This window comes from Pusillimonas sp. ANT_WB101 (genome assembly GCF_008369125.1).
Lineage (GTDB): Bacteria > Pseudomonadota > Gammaproteobacteria > Burkholderiales > Burkholderiaceae_B > Allopusillimonas.
The window spans coordinates 66105-85029 of sequence record NZ_VOAY01000003.1 but is presented as its reverse complement, the minus strand read 5'-3'; the positions used below and the strand labels follow the sequence as shown (position 1 = coordinate 85029).

The window sequence follows — 18925 nt, the reverse complement described above, 5'->3', positions numbered from 1 at the left end:
CCTCAGTTCTTCTTCTTGGCGGCTTCGTCGTAGGCAGAGCGGGTAAAGCTCTCACCGGCCGATTGGGCCACTCGGCGCACAATTGCCCAGTCTTTTTCATACGTGACCGGGTAGAAGCGGTCTGCGCCACCGAAGGCTTCTTTCATTTCGGCGGGGAAGCGATAGTCGTAGAAGCACTTAAGCATGGTGTCACGGAACTCAGGTTTCAGATCGTAGGCATACGAAAACGAAGAGGTCGGAAACTTCTGGCTCGTATAAATGATGCGGAAATCATCTTCCTTGATCTGGCCGCGCTCTGCCATACGATGGAATACGTCAGATGCCACTGCAGCCGCATCATAGTCGCCCGAATTCACACCCATAACAGACTGGTCATGCTTGCCCGAGTACAAAAATTTGTAGTCTGTGCCTGGAACCAGCCCTTCTTCAGGAAATAGCGCAATCGGCGCCATATTGCCCGAGTTGGATGACGGCGACGTGTGCGCGACTTTCTTGCCTTTCAGGTCGCTAAGCTTCTGGAAGGGGCTATCTTTTTTAACGATCATGATCAGGTTGTAGCCCTGAAAACCATCGGCATAACCTTTAACCGCAAAGGGTACGGCGCCTGCCAGGTTCACCGCGAAGTTGGTTGGCCCGGTGGAGAAACCGCCCACATGCAGACGGTTTGAACGCATGGCTTCAATCTCGGCCGCATTGCTCTGTACCTGGTAGAAAACAACTTTGCGATCTACGCACTGAGACAGGTACTTGGTGAACGGTGAAAAAATGTCGGCATAAACGGCGGGGTCTTCAACTGGCGTGTAGGTGAACACCAGCGTGGACGGATCCTTCCATTTGGAAGGGTCTGTAGGAGCATCCGCAACCAGGTCCTTATTGGCGTCACAGTACATGGTGTCCAGATCGCCACGATTAGGGCAGTTGTCCTGCGCGCTGGCGGTGGCGGTAAGCCCGGAAAACGCGAAAAGCGCTGACAGCATCAGCGTGGTGCGAAGCTTCATGTTTTGTCTCCTGATGTAATTTTTTTATTAGGCATTATTTTTTATATGCCGTCGGAGCATGCTAACAAAATTAATCAGCCATGAATATGCATCGTGGCTGTGAGTTTACGGGGGTTATCCCGATGGCCTGTACCCTAGTTGCGCCGAAATATCGGCCGCGCAGGCTAGCAGGGCGCGCGCCAGTGGCCCGTTTTCGCTGGCATCAAACAGCGAGCTGGGGCCAAGGCTGGTCAGGGCCAGCACAATGTGGCCCGAGTGATCAAACACGGGTACCGAGAGCGCATCGATGCCCGGCAAGGGGTTGCCCAGAGCTTGCGCAAGGCCGGCGCGCCGCACGTTGGCGGCCAATGCCTGTAGCGCGTCGTCGTCGGGGCGATCAGGGCTGATGCTGGTTACCACAGCCAGATCGCCGATCTCGCGATCAATATAGTGCTTTGCCACCTTGTGCGGCAGCCACGCGGCAAAGACATGGCCGGTTGCGGTATGTCGCATGGACATCACCGTACCCTGGCGCATGTTGACGTGCACCGGATAGCTGGCCTCTGAGATATGGATCATGGTGGGGCCGTGCGAACCCAGCACAGCGATGGCCAGGGTGTGCCCTATTTGCCCGGCAAGGCGTTTTACATGGGGCAGGGCGACCCGCACGGGTTCTAGCCTTTGCAGGCTGATCAGGCCCATTTGCAAGGCAAAAGGGCCAAGTTCATACTGGCTGGTGACTGCATCTTGCTGCACTACCCCTACCCGCGTAAAGCTTACGAGATAAGGGTGTGCCTTGGCCGATGTCATGGCGGCCCGCGCGGCAAGGTCACGTAGGTTAAGCGGCACGGCGGCCTCGACCAGAGCTTGCAGAAGACGAAAGCCGGTCTCCACTGACTGGATGCTGCGTCGTCCGTCGTTGGTATCTGGTCTGGTTTCTTTCATTGTGGCAGAGCCCTTGCTGTGCGGCGCAGGGCTTGTTGTTATAGCGTTAAGCAGTGGCGCGGCTGCGCACTTTCTGGACTATACAACGCCCACAACAGCACGTCGCTCCGCGTCTTTACAGTGGCTTCGGGTATTCCCGCGGCTACGGGGTTAAAATGGCCCAACTTAGTTAACCGAGCGCTAGAGTAATGTCCACTTCCCCTGAAACCGTTGTTGATACAGACTTCGCCTGTGAGATTTCTCCCGTCGCCGAAATTGTGGCAGAGCTTCGAGCTGGCCGTATGGTCATTCTGGTGGATGAAGAAGACCGAGAAAACGAAGGTGACCTGCTCATGGCTGCCGAATTTGTTACCCCAGAAGCCATAAACTTTATGGTCACACATGCTCGGGGGCTGGTCTGTCTTACACTGACTGAAGAGCGCTGCCAGCAGCTAAACCTGCCGCTTATGGCGTCCAATAATGGTACGCGCTTTGGCACAAACTTCACTATGTCTATCGAAGCCGCCGAAGGCGTCGATACCGGCATATCGGCAGCCGACCGCGCACGCACCATACAGGCTGCCGTGGCTCGCGATGCCAAGCCCTCTGATCTGGTGCAACCAGGCCACATCTTTCCGGTGCAGGCGGTACGCGGTGGCGTTTTGGTGCGTGCCGGCCATACTGAAGCCGGCTGTGACCTTACCGCGCTTGGCGGCCTGACCCCCGCTGCAGCCATTTGTGAAATTCTCAAACCTGATGGCACCATGGCCAGGTTGCCCGACCTCATGGTGTTTGCCCGCGAGCATGGGCTTAAAATCGGCACTATCGCTGACCTCATTCAGTACCGCAGCGAGCATGAGTCTATGGTCGAACGACTGGCAAGTCGCGCGGTGCAAACCGTATGGGGCCCGTTCCAGGCGACAGCCTACCGCGATCTGGCCTCAGGAGCCCTGCATCTTGCACTGAGCCACGGTGAAATTCAGCCAGACACAGAAACACTGGTGCGCGTGCACGAGCCCACTACACTGGTTGATGTACTAATTGAAGACAGCAGTACGCATAGCTGGAGCATTCCGCGGGCACTTCAGAAAATTGCCGCTGCGCCTTCTGGTTTAATGATTATGCTTAACTGCCAAGAGTCTGCCGAATTGCTGTTTGGCCAGTTTGAAGCCTGGAATCTTGCTCATAACGCAGAAAACGTAATGTCCGACCGCGATAGCCGTTACGGGCTGCGCACATACGGCATTGGCGCGCAAATAATGCGCGACCTTAACGTGGGCAAGGCCAGACTGCTGGCTCGTCCCCGTAAAATGCCAAGCATGGCCGGCTTTTCCCTGACAATAACAGGTTACGATAGTGACCCTCTACCAACCGCCTGATAGGAACCTTCACCATGAACCCATATGTTTTGACTCCCGACCTGAACGGGGAAGGCTTGCACATCGGCATCGTGCGTGCCCGCTTTAACGAAGAAATCGGGCAGACCGAAATCGAGGCGTGTCTGGCTGAGCTGGCCGAGCTGGGCGTCGATGAGCGCGATATCATGGTTGTTTCAGTACCGGGCGCGCTCGAACTGGGTGTGACCCTGGCGCAAATGGCCGAAACCTTTGAGTTCGACGCTTTGATCGCGCTGGGCGCGGTAATCCGAGGCGAAACCTATCATTTCGAGATCGTTAGCAACGAAAGCGCATCAGCCATTAGTCGTGTTGCGCTTGAAACGGGTATTCCGGTTGCCAACGGTGTACTCACCACCGACACAGAAGAGCAGGCCCAGGCCCGTGCCGCTGAAAAAGGGCGTGATTGCGCACGCACTGCCATTGAAATGGCAAATCTTGTCGCCGCACTCGAGCCTGACTCTGAAGACGATGATGATTACGACGACGACGACGAAGATGACGACGAAGACGAGGACGAAGATCTTGACAAACGGTAAATCGCAGGGCGCTCGAGTAAACGCCCGTAGCGCGCGTCGTCGCGCGCGCGAGTTCGCCCTGCAGGGCGTTTATGCGTGGTTGTTGCATGGCGACGAAAGCATGCGCGAAGCGGGTGAAATCGACGCGCATCTGCGCGATGATCCTGAGTTTCATGAGGCTGACATGGCCTGGTACAGCACCCTGTTGCACGGTGTCATGCGTGAAGCGCCCGCATTGCGCGAACATTTCACGCCTTATCTAGACCGGCCTCTCGTAGAGCTTTCGCCCATTGAGCATGCTATTTTGCTCATCGGTAGCTTTGAGCTTGTCAATCATGTAGAAGTGCCTTACAAAGTGGCCATTAACGAAGCGGTAGAGTTGGCCAAATCATTTGGTGGCACCGATGGGTTCAAGTTCGTCAACGGTGTGCTCGATAAAATGGCGGCAGACGTGCGTAGTGCCGAGGTCAGTGCAGCGGCACGCCGTTAAAGCGGTATTTCGATGGAAAGCGAGTTCGGCCTGATAGGGCGCTATTTTTCCAGGCCCGCGCCTGCAGGTATGTTGGGCGTGGGTGATGATTGCGCGCTATTTACGGTCGAGCCCGGTTTCCAGCTTGCCACGAGTACAGACCTTCTCATTGAGGGGCGTCATTTCTTGCCTGAGGTTGATCCACAGGCGCTTGGTCACAAAGCGTTGGCCGTCAATCTGTCCGACCTGGCTGCCATGGGAGCAACGCCGCTGGCGTGCCTGCTTGGCCTTTCTCTGCCGGTTGTTGATCATCAATGGTTGGCGGCATTTTCCAAAGGTTTTTACCGTATTGCCGATGAAGCGGGTTGCCCTCTGGTGGGTGGCGACACCACGCGTAGCAATACAGGCATTGTCATAAGTGTCACCGTCATGGGGCAGGTTCGTGCCGAACAGGCGTTGCGCCGCAACGCTGCCCAGGTTAGTGACGACATCTGGGTGACGGGCACACTTGGAGCCCCCGATATCGCCCTGCGCATGCTGCAGGGGCGCCTGCCAGTCGACCATGCCATACTGGCCGCCGTACGGCCCAGCCTTGAACGGCCAGAGCCGCCACTGGCCTTTGCGGCGGGCCTGGCTGGCATAGCCAACGCGGCGCTTGATATTTCTGACGGCCTGCTGCAAGACTTGGGCCACATCCTGCAGTCCAGCCACTGTGGCGCCCAGTTGCAGTATCCAGCACTGCCTGTGCATGCCGACCTTAGCCGTGTGGATGCTGCCGTCGTACAAGATGCAGTGCTTGCGGGCGGCGACGTCTATCAATTATGCTTTACAGCGTTGCCTGGCCGGCGTAATGCCATCCAGGCGCTGGCTAGCCAAACGGCGACACGGGTTACCCGTATCGGCACCATTGTTCAGGGTTCAGGTACACAGGTGGTCAATTCGCAGGGGGCGCTTATGCAGTTGGGGGCGGCAGGCTTCGACCATTTTTCCTGATTCTTCGATTTCTCTTTTCGTAGCCGAAAGTGTCTATTTCATGCTCCATACCAGCAATTCTTCCGTTCCTGAACGCGGTTTTAAGCCACATGCTGGCTGGGTATTCCGGTCGTTTCCGCGCATAGTCGCATTTGGCTTCGGCAGTGGTCTGCTGCGACCAGCACCGGGCACCTGGGGCACGCTGGCCGGGTGGCTGTTGTGGTTTGTTGCCGTGTCGCGCCTGCCCGACACGCTCATTGGGGTGGTGCTGGCTCTTTCCTTTGCGCTGGGGTGCTGGGTTTGCCATCGTACCGGCAAAGAAATGGGGCAGCCCGATCATGGTGGCATGGTGTGGGACGAGATTGTCGCGTTCTGGATCGTGCTGTGGTTGACGCCATCGGCCATCGAGGCGCAGGTCGTGGCATTCGTGCTTTTTCGTGCCTTTGACATCGTCAAGCCGCCACCCATACGTTATTTTGACCGCCATTTAAAAAACGGCTTTGGCGTTATGTGGGATGATATCCTCGCTGCCGTCTACAGCTTGCTGGTTGTGGCTGTGCTGGTCAGGTTTGGGCTGCTGGGTTAACGTTTACCGAGGGTGTTGGCATGAACACAAACAATGACACGTCGCTTGCACCGCATCTGGGTCGGCTTCTGATCGATCGCGGCTGGATGTTCTCTTGCGCAGAGTCATGCACAGGCGGGCTGCTGGCCGCCGCCATGACAGAAACGCCGGGCTCCAGCCAGTGGTTTGATCGTGGCTTTATCACCTACAGCAATGCGGCAAAAGTAGAGCAATTGCTGGTCAATGAAGACACGCTTGATCGTTTTGGCGCCGTCAGCGAAGAAACCGCCATGGAAATGGCGGCGGGTGTGCTAACGACAACACAGCTGTCCAGCCTTGCCATCTCGATCACCGGCATTGCCGGGCCTGGCGGGGCCACTCCCGGAAAGCCCGTGGGCATGGTGTGTTTCGGCTTTGCTCAGCGCACAGCACAAGGCGTAACCACCCGAGCTGTTACCCACATTTTTGGCGGCGACCGGGCGGCCATACGTCGCGCTACGGTCGAATTTGCCCTGCGTAAGGCCATTGAGCTGATCGAGCTGTAACCGCCTGGCTAGCCGTCAGTAGTGGGCCATAAGCGTTGTCGGGGTGCTATGGCCCGGGCTTGCACGTGCAGCGGTCGAGCGTGCCCCACAGCAAGTCTCATGGCGTTGATGCATGGGCTTGGTCAACCGGTGGTCAACCAGCGCCTGGCTGTTTAACGGGCAATGGCGTTGTCAGGGCCTTTGCCATTCGCTGCATTGATGGCATCACGGGTTATTCTTGCCGCATGTGCCGCTGCCTCGCGCCAGTCATCTCCGCCGCTTGCATACAAAATGGCACGTGACGAGTTAATCATCATGCCGGTGCCTTTACTGTCGCGCCCCGCTCTTACGGTCGCGGGTATGTCACCACCCTGTGCGCCTATGCCGGGGATCAGCAAAGGCATATCACCAACGCGTGCACGAACTTTGGCAATTTCTTCCGGAAACGTAGCACCAACGACTAATGCGCATTGGCCGTGGGTGTTCCATTGATCAGCTGCAAGGCCTGCCACATGCAGGTATAGCGGCACGCCGTCCCGCGACTCGACAAACTGCAGGTCAGAACCGCCTTTGTTGGACGTGCGGCAGAGCACGATAACGCCTTTGGTGCGCCAGGCAAGATAAGGCTCAAGGCTGTCATAGCCAAGATACGGGCTTACTGTGACCGCGTCGGCTTCATAGCGCTCGAACGCCTCGCGTGCATATTGCTCGGCTGTCGAGCCGATATCGCCACGCTTGGCGTCCAGAATAATGGGTAGGCCCGGATGCTCATCATGAATGTAGGCGCATAGCGCTTCAAGCTGCTCTTCGGCGCGTGCTGCCGAAAAGTAAGCAATCTGTGGTTTGACTGCGCAGGCATAAGGCGCGGTGACATCAATGATGGCCCGGCAAAACTCATAAATGGCATCTGGCCGGCCCGATAGTTCTGCCGGAAAGCGTTGTGGATCTGGGTCTAGCCCGATCGTGAGCATGGAGTCTGTGCCTGCCCAGGCGTGCTCTAGTTTTTGCGTAAAGTTCATGAGTATTTGTCTATATAAGCAGAGCCGATTATAGGCGGTTGAGCACTATCGAGCCGATTACTGTCAGCCACACGACGGCAGAAAACAGCAAAGACAACAGTACCGCTGCACTGCCAAGGTCTTTGGCGCGACCGATTAATGGATGGTGCTCAATGGTGACCGCATCGGCGATGGCCTCGATGGCAGAGTTAAGCAGCTCGATCACCAGCACAAAGACCAGCGTGCCGAGCAGCAACAGCAGCTCTCCCACTGTGCGGCTAATCCAGAATGCGATGGGGGTCAGTACAAGCGCCAGAAATAGCTCTTGCCGGAACGCCGCCTCATGACGAATAGCGGCGCTTAGCCCTTGGGCCGAATAGCGGAATGCTTTGAAAATGCGGCCCAGGCCGCCTTTGCTTTTGTAGGTGGAATGCATCAGTATCGATCATAAAGGCGGAATGCCAGCCTTGCATTATAGAGAGAGACGCGTTGTTTCACCGACGTGCCGCCGCTTACCGTGTCGTGACGGGATGAGCGGCAATAAAGTCTATGCATGCTTGGACAGCTCGCTGAGGCTGGACGGCGTCCCGTGTTTGCTGAGGTAGGATGGGGCCTGCGATCTACAACTATTTTGACAATCTGCTTCCCGGCAGCGAAGCGATCTTGATGCTAGAAAAGTTTAATCACCGGCATCGGGCCCCGATTAAATAAGCCATAGAAGATTCCCAGCACAGCCACGGCCATCATAATATTGAGCACGTTTCGGATAAAGCGGCTTTTGCGGGATGGCTGTGGCTGGGGAGTATCTTCGACCGCAAGATTCCTGATGGACAGCAGCAGTACGGCCGCAATGAGCGGCGACACGAGCAGGGCGATCAACAACCATGTTATCAAGCTGCGGCCGCGGGCTCGAGCCAGAAATCCTGCGACTACACTCAATAATACCCATAAAGCCAACATGCGTAACACGTTTGTTTCTCCTTTGAAAAGGCCAGATATCCGTGCCCCAATGTCGGGCAGGCGGCCGCTTGAACTGCGACGACAGTTTGGTGGAGTGCCGGGGGGGGGTAGGCGGCGCTGAGATTACCCGGCCGTCTCTGGTAAGCGCTGCATCTTTCGCGGCAGTCAGCATTTTCAGGTTTATTGGCCTTTGAACATTGCTATTCTTGCTGACCCAGCGGCAAAGGATACCAAGCCTGATTTTCATGCGGCGAACAGGGTGTGGTCGATAAGGCGACCAGCTAACGATTGTACCTGCAACCTAACGACTCACTGCAGCCGCCATTTCTTACGCTGCGCCTGCTGATACCAGCGTTGTCGCAGGTTGAGACCTCGCCGCGAAGTATGCAGAGGTCATGGGTGTTGAAGCGGTGCTGGAAGTAGCTTTAAATATTCGAATAAATGCCCTTTTATTCATTGATCAGCAAACTTTCACCTCCGAGAGTGCGTCATGCCGGGCGCACCAATACAAAAAACCTCCGGCCGAAGCCGGAGGTTAGTGCGTAAACGCAGTGCGATGCCAGGGCACAGGGCCCTGGCAGGTGTGCAAGGCAGGTTAGAAACCGCCCATGCCACCCATGCCGCCCATGCCACCCATGTCGGGCATGCCGCCGCCAGCAGGCTTGTCTTCTGCGATTTCGGCCACTGCAACTTCAGTTGTCAGCAACAGGCTGGCAATCGAAGCAGCGTTTTGCAGCGCTGTACGGGTAACCTTGGTTGGGTCAAGAACGCCTTGCTCAACCAGATCACCGTACTCGCCGGTAGCGGCGTTATAGCCGTAGTTACCGGTGCCGCCAGCTACCTGGTTGACGACAACGCTAGGCTCTTCGCCAGCGTTAGCGACAATAGTGCGCAGGGGAGCTTCAACAGCGCGCAGGATCAGCTTGATGCCGGCGTCCTGGTCGAGGTTGTCGCCCTTGACGGCTGCAATGGCTGCCTTGGTGCGGATAAGTGCTACACCGCCGCCAGGAACAATACCCTCTTCGACGGCTGCACGGGTAGCATGCAGAGCATCTTCGACGCGGGCTTTCTTTTCTTTCATTTCGACTTCGGTAGCAGCACCAACACGAATCACGGCAACACCGCCTGCCAACTTGGCAACGCGCTCTTGCAGTTTTTCGCGATCGTAGTCGGATGTGGCTTCGTCAATTTGTACACGTACTTGCTTGACACGCGCTTCGATCGACTTGCTGTCGCCTGCGCCATCAATGATGATGGTGTTTTCTTTGCCGACTTCAATGCGCTTGGCCTGGCCGAGGTCTTCGATTGTGGCTTTTTCAAGCGACATACCGGTTTCTTCGGAAATGACCACACCACCCGTCAGGATAGCGATGTCTTCGAGCATGGCCTTGCGACGATCGCCAAAGCCAGGAGCCTTGACTGCTGTCGTTTTCAGGATGCCGCGGATGTTGTTTACAACCAGAGTGGCCAGCGCTTCGCCTTCGACGTCTTCAGCGATGATCAGCAGCGGACGGCTGGACTTGGCAACTTGCTCAAGAATTGGCAGAAGGTCACGAATGTTGCTGATTTTCTTGTCGAAGATCAACACATACGGGTCTTCAAGCATAGACACTTGCTTGTCGGGGTTATTGATGAAGTAGGGCGACAGGTAACCGCGGTCAAACTGCATGCCTTCAACGACGTCGAGCTCGTTGTCGAGCGACTTGCCGTCTTCAACTGTGATGACGCCTTCTTTACCGACCTTGTCCATGGCATTGGCAATGATTTCGCCAATAGAGGCATCGCTGTTGGCAGAGATGGAGCCAACCTGAGCGATTTCTTTGCTGGTGGTGCAAGGCTTGGACAGCTTTTTCAACTCGGCCACAGCAGCAGCTACCGCTTTGTCGATGCCGCGCTTGAGATCCATGGGGTTGATGCCAGCAGCAACGTACTTCAGGCCTTCTTCAACAACAGCTTGAGCCAACACGGTAGCCGTGGTGGTGCCGTCGCCAGCAGCGTCGGAGGTTTTGGAAGCAACTTCCTTGACCAGCTGGGCGCCGATGTTTTCTAACTTGTCTTTCAGTTCGATTTCTTTGGCAACCGATACGCCGTCTTTAGTGACGGTAGGTGCGCCGAAAGAGCGATCGAGCACAACATTACGGCCTTTAGGGCCCAGTGTTGTTTTAACAGCGTTGGCGAGAATGTTTACGCCACGGACGATGCGCGTACGTGCGTCATCGCCAAATAGGACTTGCTTAGCAGCCATTGTTAAATTCCTTTGTTGATTGGGTGTCGGATTACTGGATCACAGCGAGAATTTCTTCCTCGCGGATAACGAGCAGCTCTTCGCCATCAATTTTGACCGATTGGCCGGCGTATTTGCCGAACAGAACTTTGTCGCCGACTTTCAAGTCAACAGGAAGTACTTTGCCGTCTTCGGTTCTTTTGCCGGGGCCTACAGCCACGACTTCACCCTGATCGGGTTTTTCAGCAGCGCTTTCAGGGATGACGATACCCGAGGCAGTTGTGCGCTCGTTGTCCAGACGCTTGACGATCACGCGATCGTGCAAAGGACGCAGTGCCATGGAGGAACTCCTGTTAAATATAAAATTAGTTGAGATAAAGCCCTAAGGCCGAGGGGCGGTTGGCATTGTTAGCACTCTACCCCTACGAGTGCTAATTATAAGGACGAAGTCTGATTCTTCAAGAGGGCAAGATGAAACGGTTGCAATTTGATACGTTTGGCGTGCTGTTCTTGTTGTCGATTTTCATTGAGTTTAGAATTTCCGTCACTCAGTTTGGAACTCTCAAGATCAAGAAGAAACATAATTGGCGCGGTCTGGCAGTTTTTTTTGGCCTAAATATGGGTTTTGTTGCTTGCCACTGAGTTTGGCAATTAGGTCATTCAGTTTGGCAATCGAAGCCGCATGGGTGAGCTGCCTGGGCGTTCTGGCCAGCCGCGTGAGTGGCGCTCGACATCAGTCAGGCTCGAACGCAAGCTGGAACTGTTTCTTGTTCCCTTGTCCGGTTACTGGTCGTTTAACGGACAAGGACACTGTCAATAGTTGTACGTAGAAGCCTCGTCATCACGATTGACGCAGTGCAGTCTGGTATATACAATATGACATATACAAAGGAGGATAATAACATGCCTATCCTATCGCCACCATCCAGACCCAAAACGGCCAAGCTGTTTCGCAACAACCGCAGCCAGGCAGTGCGGATTCCTGTGGAGTTCGAGTTGCCAGGGGATCGTGTAATGATCCACCGCGAAGGCAGCAAACTCATCATTGAGCCAGTGACCAGGCCAACGAACATCGTCGAACTGCTGGCCCTGTGGAGGAAGGAGGCGCCGCTTGGGCCAGAAGATCAGCTTCCCGTCATTGATGATATGCCCGCCCGGGCGGATGACATATTTTGAAAGGCTATTTGCTGGACACGATCATCATCAGCGACGTGATCCGCAACCCAGACGGGCCTGCCGCACGTCGTATTGAGCAGGTCGGAGCGAAGGTTATTTTCACCAGCATCGTCGTCGCATCCGAGCTGCGCTATGGCTGCGCAAAGAAGGGATCGCTCAAACTGCGCACTAAGGTGGAGGGCATCCTTGAAACCATCCCGGTGCTGCCGCTGGATATTCCGGCTGATGCCGAATATGGCGGCATCCGGGCTGAGCTGGAGGCGGCTGGCCAGCCTATCGGCATGAATGATCTACTGATCGCTGCGCACGCCCATGCGCTCGGCCTCACTCTAGTGACAGGCAACACGCGCGAATTCAGCCGCATCCGTGGCCTCCACGTAGAGAACTGGCTGGAAAAATAGCCAGCCAAGACGGTTCGTGGGTAGCCCCCCATTTTTTACGGTCATTTCTTGCCGCTGTCACTATTGATCCGAGCTCACTCTTTTCCGCTAAAGAATAAGCGAGTTGAATGACACTTGGGCAGATGCAGGTATTTAAAAATAGCCAAACTCGGTTACGCGTCTTCCATCGCCGATCGGTACTCGCCACGCAGCGCCGCACTATTGCATTGGGCTCGGTGCAGCAGGGCCGCTTGTGCGGCAGTACGGTGTGCGTCGTCGCCAGCCCAGGCTGCCAGAACGGGTTGCTGCAGTGCGCGAGCGAACGAGAACGACAGCGGCCAGGGACGCCGTATCGAAAAGCGCGGCTGGTGCATTGCATTGAGGCGTGCGGATGCCTGCTCGGCAGACTGCCCCCCCGACAAAAACGTAATGCCCGCCACGGCGGCCGGTACGGATCTGAGCAGGCAGCTTACGGTAGCCTCGGCAATTGTTTCGGCATCAGGCTGTAACGCGCAGCTCAGGCCGGGCAAGACCATGTTGGGCTTAAGAATCATGGCCTCGAGGATGACACCTTGCCGATCGAGCTGGTCGAACACGCGCAGCAGTAGCTCATGGGTGATCGTGCTGCAGCGTTCGAGCGTGTGGTCGCCGTCCATTAGCACTTCGGGCTCAACAATGGGGACCAGCGAAGCTTCTTGACACAACGCAGCATAGCGAGCGAGCGCGTGGGCATTGGCGTCCATGCACGCAGCCGACGGCAGGTCGGTTCCGGGCGTGATTACCGCGCGCCACTTGGCAAACCTTGCGCCCATTGAGTAGTACGTCGTGAGTCGTAGGCGCAATCCGTCAAGGCCCTCGGTAACCTTCTCGCCGGGGTGACCGGCCAACGCTTGCGCACCGAGATCAACCTTAATGCCGGCAATAATTCCGGCATCGCTGAGCACCTTGGTAAATGGCACACCGGTCGTAGTTCGCTGATGGATGGTCTCGTCAAAGAGGATGGCGCCGCTGATGTATTGCGCGAGCCCTGGTGTGCAGACGAGCAGTTCACGGTAGGCACGTCGGGCTTCTTCTGTCTGCGGGATACCTGCGCTCGCGAACCGCCGGTTGCAGGTGCCTGTGCTCTCGTCCATGGCCAACAGGCCTTTGCCGTCGGCCACCATGGCGTTGGCCGTCTCCATGAGTGCGTGAATAGTCATGAGGTTTACCTCTGTTTCAGAATTTCGGGCAAGTTCCGACCATGCGCGCAGTTCCTAGCCGGGCTTTTGCTGCGATCTTGGGCCTGAGGGGGTCGAATTTTCGCCCAATATCTTGCCGTTTACGGTCTGTCCATAAAGGTCAGAAGGGTCGTCGTGATACTTCTTGCGCGTTTCATCCACCGAGCCGTTATAGCGAGGATCTTGCGGTCTGTCGTGGCTGTTCATATAAAACGCTACATCCCAGGCCTCTTGGTCGGAGAGCGATCCGCCTCTGCTCAACGGCATATTGGCTTTGATGAACGCCGTTGCCGTCGAAACGCTTTGCATCCCTGCGCCCCAGTTGAAAGACTCGTCGCCCCATAAGGCCGGGAAAACCATTTTGCCTTCTACGCTCTGCCCTTGGCCGTCGGCACCATGACACAGTGCACAGTTTTGTTTGTAGACAGCGAGTCCGCGGTCATAGTTGGGCGTTTGATCAGGTTTTGCGAGGCGCGGATACCCTTGACCGTCGAGCTTGACCCCCGTAGGTGCTTGCTGAGCCATCCAGAACATGTAGCTTTCAAGCGCGACGATTGTCTCGCTATCTGCTGGCGGCGCTTTGCCATTCATACTGTATTGAAAACAGCCTTGAAGGCGCTCGGCAAGCGTGTTGACATGCTTGTTTTTGGAGCGGTAGGCCGGATACAGCACATATGCGCCCCATAACGGCGAGGCATTCGCACGACGACCGGCATCCAGATGGCAGCTGACGCAATTTAGCGTGTTGCCAACATACTCCTTGGCGTACTCCCCAGTGTGCAGAAAGATATTTTGTCCCTTCTTTACTACCTGACCGAATTCGTTGTCGGGAATGGATGTAGCGGGTGGTGGCGTGAAGGCTTTGTTGCTCGGCTTTGCGGGCGTGCTGGGGGTACCGCTTTCGGTTGCGGGCGGCTTGGACTGCGCAGCGGCTGTGCACGCCAGGCTTAGGACCGACAGCGCAAATGCTGTCTGGATCATGCGCATGGATGTCGGCTTCATTACTGTGCTCCTTGCGATGCAGGCGCAGACGCCGGTGCTGCGCTTTTTACGGCTTCGGGCAGGCCTGAAAAATAATCGGCGACAGCGGTAATTTGCGCTTCGCTCATGCGGCTTGCAATATCCCCCATGAGAGACAATGGCCCCGGCGCGCGCTTTTCTTGTTGCCACGCATTGAGCTGCTCTCGAATGTAGGTGGCAGGTAGGCCCGCAAGGGCGGGAAAGTTCTGGCCGATACCAATGCCACCTGGGCCGTGGCACTGCGCACAGGCGGGTATGTTGTTGTCCCAGTCGCCGCGATTGGCCACCCATGCACCCATGGCGTCTTTGTCGGGGTAGGTGGGGGCTTGCGCGCTTAAGGCTTTTGCATCTAAGATTTTGGGTAGCTGCGAAAAGTAGGCGGTCACCGCTGCAATCTGAACGGGACTAAGCGCTTTGGCGATAGGTTCCATGATGGGATTGTGTCGCGTGCCATTGGCAAAGCCCTGCAGCTGCAGCATTAGATAGGCGGCGCCTTGTCCTGCCAAATAGGGAAAACCAGCCGCTGCCATGCCTTCGCCTTTGGCGCCATGACAGGTAGCGCAAGCGACCACGCCCTTGACGCCAGAGGTGGCGATCGTCTGGCCGTCTGACACAATATCGGCCATAGCAGGTGCCACAAGAACTACAGCACCAATTGCGAAAGACAGCGAACTTAAACCATGTCGAAGAGAAATGTTGTAAGCCATTGACTCCTCCCGTTGAAGAATGAGGGTCTGATTATGTGTGGATACGCTTTGACTGTACGCGAACGCAAACGGTGCAAGGGTCACGCAAAAACTATAACTGTTGATCGAGAATACAGTAAGGCTCAGCATTTCGGCAAGCAGATCTGACTGGGTAAATACCTGTAGAGCATGAGTGCTAAATTGGATAATGAACGATATTGGTTATCATTCATCCTGACGGTTTCTTGCTATCGGCCCTCATGAAGCCGGGGTTTTACGACATAACGGGGCATCAGCCTGAAGGCGACAAAGCGGGTCACGTAGGCGCCTTGCCAGGGAGCAAGCGTTCGTATTCATTCTTGACGACGGCATAGCATTCACAGGTACGCCTTTCGAGACCCACACGATCCAACACGGAGACGTGACCGCGTGCATATTGAATGAGTCCAGCGGACTGCAACTTCAGAGCGGCCTCGGTCACCCCCTCGCGGCGAACTCCGAGCATATTGGCAATCAATTCTTGGGTCATGATGAGTTCGCTGCCTTGCAGGCGGTCGAGGCTGAGCAACAGCCAGCGGCACAATTGCTGGTCCAGGGAATGATGACGGTTGCAGACGGCCGTTTGGCCCATTTGTGTGATGAGTGCCTGGGTATAACGCAGCAGCAGGTGTAGCACCGGACCGGCTCGATCAAATTGATCTTTCACGATCTGGGCTTTCAGGCGAAAGCCCACGCCGGCGCTTTGTACCACCGCACGGCTGGGCGTAGATTCGCCCCCCAGAAAGAGAGAAATTCCGACAATGCCTTCGTTTCCGATAACGGCTATTTCTGCCGATCTGCCATCTTCCATCACATACAGCAGCGAGACGATGGCGTTGATGGGGAAATACACATGCGTCATGGTGCTGCCAGATTCGTACAGCACCTGGCTCAGTGGCAAATCGACCTGTTCCAGATGGGGCAACCAGGCATCAAATTCGGCCGCTGGCAGTGCCGCAAGCAGGTGGTTTTCTTTGGGCTGAAAAGAAATGGCCATGCATAAACTCCTGCGCGGAAGTGGGGGGGAAATGAAAATAGCCCCGATGGAAATTCCTGCAAGTAGCTTAGCATCCTATGTCCAAGGTATCTATGGGTCGCCCCTGGGATCCGCTGGCTGGCTGATTCATCACTCAAAGATTCGGTTACATGTCTTCGATCGCCGATCGATACTCGCCACGCAGCGCTGCACTATTGCATTGAGCTCGGTGCAATAGGGCGGCTTGTGCGGCAGTACGGTGCATGTCGTCGCCGGCCCAGGCTGCCAGGACGGGCTGCTTCCGTCTGCGAGATATCTGCGCTCGCGAATCGCCGGTTGCAAGTGTCTGTGCTTTCATCCATAGCCAGCAGGCCCTTGCCTTCGGTCACCATGGCGTTGGCTATCTCCGTTAGTGCGTGAATAGTCATGACGTCCACCTCCAGTTCAGGATCTCAGGCATGTCCTGGCCATGCGCGTTAATGTAGAGTTTGTGCTCGATGAGCTTGTCCTGCGTCATCTGCTTCAGGTAGGCGCCTTGGCTGCCCAGGTGTGGCAGGCGATCGATTACATCCTGAACCAGATGGTAGCGGTCAAGCTCGTTTTGCACTCGCATATCGAAAGGCGTGGTGATCGTGCCTTCTTCCTTGTAGCCGCGTACGTGCAGATTGCGGTTAGTGCGCCGGTAAGTGAGCCTGTGCACCAGCCACGGGTAGCCGTGAAAACCAAAGATGATGTGTTTGTCTTTCGTGAACAGTGAGTCGTAGTCGGCGTCGCTTAGGCCGTGCGGGTGCTCGGAGCTAGATTGCAGGCGCATAAGGTCGACGATATTGATCACACGGATCTTTAGCCCAGGCAAATACTCTCGCAAAATCGAGACTGCGGCCAGGATCTCCAGGGTCGGCGTATCACCACAGCAGGCCATCACCACGTCGGGTTCTCCGTTCTGATCGTTGCTTGCCCATGGCCAGATGCCGATACCCTCGGTGCAATGAACGACGGCGGCGTCCATGGTCAGCCACTGTGGCAGCGCGTGCTTGCCGGCGACCACCACGTTCACATAGTTACGGCTGCGCAGGCAATGGTCAAAGACCGAGAGCAGGCAGTTGGCGTCGGGCGGCAGATACACCCGCACAATGTCGGCTTTCTTGTTGATGACGTGATCAAGAAAGCCTGGGTCCTGGTGTGTGAAGCCATTGTGGTCTTGTTGCCAGACGTGAGAGGCCAGCAGGTAATTCAGTGACGCGATGGGGCGGCGCCATGGCAGTTCGCGTGTCACCTTTAGCCATTTGGCGTGCTGGCTGAACATCGAATCGACGATGCGTATAAATGCCTCATAGCTGTTGAACATGCCATGCCGACCGGTCAGCAGGTAGCCTTCGAGCCAGCCTTCACACTGGTGCTCGCTGAGCATTGAGTCGAGTACGCGACCTGCGGGCGCGAGAAACTCGTCGTTCTTTAACGTTGATGCGTCCCATTGCCGACTCGTTACTTCGAAGACCGCGCCCAGCAGGTTAGAGAGCGTTTCGTCTGGGCCGAAAATACGAAAATTGTGCTGTTCCCGGTTTAATGCCGCCACGTCACGCAAAAACTTGCCCAGCACCATTGTGTCCTGCTCTTGCCGGGCGCCGGGTGAGGGCACCGATACCGCATGGTCACGAAAGTCTGGCATATGCAGGCTGCGCAGTAGCAGGCCACCGTTGGCGTGTGGATTCGAGCCCATGCGCCGATTTCCACTCGGCGCCAGCTCCGCCAGTTCAGGCATCAACCGGCCATGCTGGTCGAACAGTTCTTCGGCCTTGTAGCTCCTCATCCAGCGCTCGAGTTGCGCAAGATGCTCAGGGTGCTCTGCATCGACCAGCAGCGGAACCTGGTGCGACCGGAACGTGCCTTCATTCGGAAGTCCATCGACGATCTTTGGTCCGGTCCAGCCCTTAGGCGATCTGAGCACGATCATCGGCCACCGGGGGCGGTTCGTGCTTTTGTTCTCGTATGCGCTGCGCCGTGCCTGATGGATCATCGCAATGGCTTCGTCCAACGCACTGGCCATCAATTGGTGCATCTTCGCCGGATCATCGCCCTCGACGAACAGCGGGGTCCACCCGCAACCTCGGAAGAACTGATCAAGCTCTTCGTGCTCGATACGCGCCAGCACCGTCGGGTTGCTAATTTTGAAGCCGTTCAGATGCAGGATCGGCAGCACGGCGCCATCGGTCATGGGGTCAAGCAGCTTGGTCGATTGCCAGGCGGTGGCGAGCGGACCAGTCTCGGCCTCCCCATCTCCGACCACACAGGCGACGATCAGCCCGGGGTTGTCAAACGCCGCACCGAACGCGTGGCTGAGCGAGTAGCCCAGTTCGCCGCCCTCATGAATCGAGCCCGGCGTCGTTGGCGCCACATGGCTGGAGATACCTCCGGGGAAGGAAAACTGCTTGAACAATTTCTTTAGACCCGCCTCGTCCTGTGTGATGTCCGGGTAGATCTCGCTCCAGGTACCTTCGAGATACACGTTGCCGACAATCGCCGGACCGCCGTGCCCAGGCCCGGCGATGTAGAACATGTCCAGGTCGTGCTCCTTGATTATCCGATTCAGATGGACGTAGATGAAGTTCTGACCTGGCGTCGTTCCCCAGTGACCGACCACCAGGGGCTTTACGTGCGAAAGCTTCAATGGCTCTTTGAGGAGCGGGTTGTCGTAGAGGTAGATCTGCCCGACCGAGAGATAGTTAGCGGCGCGCCAATAGGCGTCCATCTTGTTCAGCAGGTCCTGACTGAGGGCGGCATTTGTCATGAGCGTGATCTCGGAGTTACATCGACTTGGTTGTAGGTCTGCGTGCCAGGCTCCGTCTGTGCGGTACCGCGCAGAGTCGACCGGGCTGGGCTCTGTGCATCGCGGTATGTAACCGCCC

Annotated in this window: 21 protein-coding genes; 8 read left to right on the top strand and 13 right to left on the bottom strand. The window is 56.4% G+C overall.

The genetic code is table 11. The features are described from left to right. Window positions 1-2 precede the first annotated feature (2 nt). Complete coding sequence (phnD, locus tag FQ179_RS13160; protein ID WP_255475020.1) at window positions 3-977, bottom strand: phosphate/phosphite/phosphonate ABC transporter substrate-binding protein; 975 nt, start codon at window positions 975-977, stop codon at window positions 3-5. 135 nt (window positions 978-1112) lie between these two features. After that, window positions 1113-1922, bottom strand: coding sequence for an IclR family transcriptional regulator (locus FQ179_RS13155; RefSeq protein WP_149397789.1), 810 nt, complete (start codon window positions 1920-1922; stop codon window positions 1113-1115). Between the two features lie 188 nt (window positions 1923-2110). Between FQ179_RS13155 and ribBA the strand changes: the two genes are divergently transcribed. The 6 genes from ribBA to FQ179_RS13125 are packed head-to-tail and all read left to right on the top strand — an operon-like array spanning window position 2111 to window position 6364. Beyond that, on the top strand, window positions 2111-3280 hold the full coding sequence (ribBA, locus tag FQ179_RS13150; RefSeq protein ID WP_149397788.1) for a bifunctional 3,4-dihydroxy-2-butanone-4-phosphate synthase/GTP cyclohydrolase II: 1170 nt from the start codon (window positions 2111-2113) through the stop codon (window positions 3278-3280). A gap of 14 nt (window positions 3281-3294) precedes the next feature. Beyond that, window positions 3295-3834, top strand: coding sequence for a 6,7-dimethyl-8-ribityllumazine synthase (ribH, locus tag FQ179_RS13145; RefSeq protein WP_149397787.1), 540 nt, complete (start codon window positions 3295-3297; stop codon window positions 3832-3834). Beyond that, entirely contained in the window at window positions 3794-4303 is a 510-nt protein-coding gene (nusB, locus tag FQ179_RS13140; protein WP_149397786.1) for a transcription antitermination factor NusB, read from the top strand. Before ribH ends, nusB begins: the two co-directional genes overlap by 41 nt. Before the next feature lie 12 nt (window positions 4304-4315). Next, a complete protein-coding gene (gene thiL / locus FQ179_RS13135; RefSeq protein ID WP_149397785.1) occupies window positions 4316-5275 on the top strand; it encodes a thiamine-phosphate kinase in 960 nt (319 codons plus the stop codon). Between the two features lie 40 nt (window positions 5276-5315). Beyond that, window positions 5316-5840, top strand: a complete 525-nt coding sequence (locus FQ179_RS13130) for a phosphatidylglycerophosphatase A (RefSeq protein ID WP_149397784.1) — start codon at window positions 5316-5318, stop codon at window positions 5838-5840. A gap of 20 nt (window positions 5841-5860) precedes the next feature. Continuing rightward, on the top strand, window positions 5861-6364 hold the full coding sequence (locus FQ179_RS13125) for a CinA family protein (protein ID WP_149397783.1): 504 nt from the start codon (window positions 5861-5863) through the stop codon (window positions 6362-6364). Window positions 6365-6516: 152 nt separating this feature from the next. Here FQ179_RS13125 and pyrF read toward each other — a convergent pair whose 3' ends face one another. The 5 genes from pyrF to FQ179_RS13100 form a co-directional block, all read right to left on the bottom strand. Then, window positions 6517-7362: an orotidine-5'-phosphate decarboxylase gene (gene pyrF / locus FQ179_RS13120; RefSeq protein ID WP_149397782.1), complete on the bottom strand. Its 846-nt coding sequence runs from the start codon at window positions 7360-7362 to the stop codon at window positions 6517-6519. A 28-nt stretch (window positions 7363-7390) separates the two neighbouring features. Next, window positions 7391-7777 (bottom strand): diacylglycerol kinase, encoded by a 387-nt coding sequence (locus FQ179_RS13115; protein WP_149397781.1) that lies wholly within the window; start codon window positions 7775-7777, stop codon window positions 7391-7393. Between the two features lie 233 nt (window positions 7778-8010). Further along, window positions 8011-8310, bottom strand: a complete 300-nt coding sequence (locus FQ179_RS13110) for a hypothetical protein (RefSeq protein ID WP_149397780.1) — start codon at window positions 8308-8310, stop codon at window positions 8011-8013. Between the two features lie 586 nt (window positions 8311-8896). Beyond that, entirely contained in the window at window positions 8897-10546 is a 1650-nt protein-coding gene (groL, locus tag FQ179_RS13105; RefSeq protein ID WP_149397779.1) for a chaperonin GroEL, read from the bottom strand. Between the two features lie 31 nt (window positions 10547-10577). Next, window positions 10578-10865, bottom strand: a complete 288-nt coding sequence (locus FQ179_RS13100) for a co-chaperone GroES (RefSeq protein ID WP_137236132.1) — start codon at window positions 10863-10865, stop codon at window positions 10578-10580. A 563-nt stretch (window positions 10866-11428) separates the two neighbouring features. Here FQ179_RS13100 and FQ179_RS13095 point away from each other — a divergent pair. Then, the gene (locus FQ179_RS13095; protein ID WP_149397778.1) at window positions 11429-11701 is read left to right on the top strand and encodes an antitoxin; all 273 of its coding nucleotides are present in this window, start codon (window positions 11429-11431) and stop codon (window positions 11699-11701) included. Continuing rightward, window positions 11698-12102, top strand: coding sequence for a type II toxin-antitoxin system VapC family toxin (locus FQ179_RS13090; RefSeq protein WP_149397777.1), 405 nt, complete (start codon window positions 11698-11700; stop codon window positions 12100-12102). The genes FQ179_RS13095 and FQ179_RS13090 overlap by 4 nt, the downstream gene beginning before the upstream one ends. A gap of 152 nt (window positions 12103-12254) precedes the next feature. Here the strand turns inward: FQ179_RS13090 and FQ179_RS13085 are convergent, their stop codons facing one another. The 6 genes from FQ179_RS13085 to FQ179_RS13060 form a co-directional block, all read right to left on the bottom strand. After that, window positions 12255-13280: a class I fructose-bisphosphate aldolase gene (locus FQ179_RS13085; RefSeq protein ID WP_149397776.1), complete on the bottom strand. Its 1026-nt coding sequence runs from the start codon at window positions 13278-13280 to the stop codon at window positions 12255-12257. 54 nt (window positions 13281-13334) lie between these two features. Continuing rightward, window positions 13335-14300 (bottom strand): c-type cytochrome, encoded by a 966-nt coding sequence (locus FQ179_RS13080; protein ID WP_255474986.1) that lies wholly within the window; start codon window positions 14298-14300, stop codon window positions 13335-13337. After that, complete coding sequence (locus tag FQ179_RS13075) at window positions 14300-15025, bottom strand: c-type cytochrome (RefSeq protein ID WP_149397775.1); 726 nt, start codon at window positions 15023-15025, stop codon at window positions 14300-14302. The genes FQ179_RS13080 and FQ179_RS13075 overlap by 1 nt, the downstream gene beginning before the upstream one ends. Window positions 15026-15320: 295 nt before the next feature. Then, window positions 15321-16040 (bottom strand): Crp/Fnr family transcriptional regulator, encoded by a 720-nt coding sequence (locus FQ179_RS13070; RefSeq protein WP_149397774.1) that lies wholly within the window; start codon window positions 16038-16040, stop codon window positions 15321-15323. A 145-nt stretch (window positions 16041-16185) separates the two neighbouring features. After that, a complete protein-coding gene (locus tag FQ179_RS22930) occupies window positions 16186-16284 on the bottom strand; it encodes a hypothetical protein (RefSeq protein WP_370459878.1) in 99 nt (32 codons plus the stop codon). A 159-nt stretch (window positions 16285-16443) separates the two neighbouring features. Further along, window positions 16444-18807, bottom strand: coding sequence for a phosphoketolase (locus tag FQ179_RS13060; protein WP_149397772.1), 2364 nt, complete (start codon window positions 18805-18807; stop codon window positions 16444-16446). Window positions 18808-18925 lie beyond the last annotated feature (118 nt).

Excerpts from the sequence above, each read along its gene's own strand:
- pyrF (WP_149397782.1), bottom strand. The coding sequence starts at position 7,362 with ATGAACTTTACGCAAAAACTAGAGCACGCCTGGGCAGGCACAGACTCC.
- FQ179_RS13075 (WP_149397775.1), bottom strand. The coding sequence starts at position 15,025 with ATGGCTTACAACATTTCTCTTCGACATGGTTTAAGTTCGCTGTCTTTC.
- phnD (WP_255475020.1), bottom strand. The coding sequence starts at position 977 with ATGCTGTCAGCGCTTTTCGCGTTTTCCGGGCTTACCGCCACCGCCAGC.
- ribBA (WP_149397788.1), top strand. The coding sequence starts at position 2,111 with ATGTCCACTTCCCCTGAAACCGTTGTTGATACAGACTTCGCCTGTGAG.
- FQ179_RS13085 (WP_149397776.1), bottom strand. The coding sequence starts at position 13,280 with ATGACTATTCACGCACTCATGGAGACGGCCAACGCCATGGTGGCCGAC.
- ribH (WP_149397787.1), top strand. The coding sequence starts at position 3,295 with ATGAACCCATATGTTTTGACTCCCGACCTGAACGGGGAAGGCTTGCAC.
- FQ179_RS13155 (WP_149397789.1), bottom strand. The coding sequence starts at position 1,922 with ATGAAAGAAACCAGACCAGATACCAACGACGGACGACGCAGCATCCAG.
- nusB (WP_149397786.1), top strand. The coding sequence starts at position 3,794 with ATGACGACGAAGACGAGGACGAAGATCTTGACAAACGGTAAATCGCAG.
- FQ179_RS13095 (WP_149397778.1), top strand. The coding sequence starts at position 11,429 with ATGCCTATCCTATCGCCACCATCCAGACCCAAAACGGCCAAGCTGTTT.
- FQ179_RS13100 (WP_137236132.1), bottom strand. The coding sequence starts at position 10,865 with ATGGCACTGCGTCCTTTGCACGATCGCGTGATCGTCAAGCGTCTGGAC.
- FQ179_RS13060 (WP_149397772.1), bottom strand. The coding sequence starts at position 18,807 with ATGACAAATGCCGCCCTCAGTCAGGACCTGCTGAACAAGATGGACGCC.
- FQ179_RS13115 (WP_149397781.1), bottom strand. The coding sequence starts at position 7,777 with ATGCATTCCACCTACAAAAGCAAAGGCGGCCTGGGCCGCATTTTCAAA.
- FQ179_RS13130 (WP_149397784.1), top strand. The coding sequence starts at position 5,316 with ATGCTCCATACCAGCAATTCTTCCGTTCCTGAACGCGGTTTTAAGCCA.
- FQ179_RS13125 (WP_149397783.1), top strand. The coding sequence starts at position 5,861 with ATGAACACAAACAATGACACGTCGCTTGCACCGCATCTGGGTCGGCTT.
- thiL (WP_149397785.1), top strand. The coding sequence starts at position 4,316 with ATGGAAAGCGAGTTCGGCCTGATAGGGCGCTATTTTTCCAGGCCCGCG.
- FQ179_RS13080 (WP_255474986.1), bottom strand. The coding sequence starts at position 14,300 with ATGAAGCCGACATCCATGCGCATGATCCAGACAGCATTTGCGCTGTCG.
- FQ179_RS13070 (WP_149397774.1), bottom strand. The coding sequence starts at position 16,040 with ATGGCCATTTCTTTTCAGCCCAAAGAAAACCACCTGCTTGCGGCACTG.
- groL (WP_149397779.1), bottom strand. The coding sequence starts at position 10,546 with ATGGCTGCTAAGCAAGTCCTATTTGGCGATGACGCACGTACGCGCATC.
- FQ179_RS22930 (WP_370459878.1), bottom strand. The coding sequence starts at position 16,284 with ATGCACCGTACTGCCGCACAAGCCGCCCTATTGCACCGAGCTCAATGC.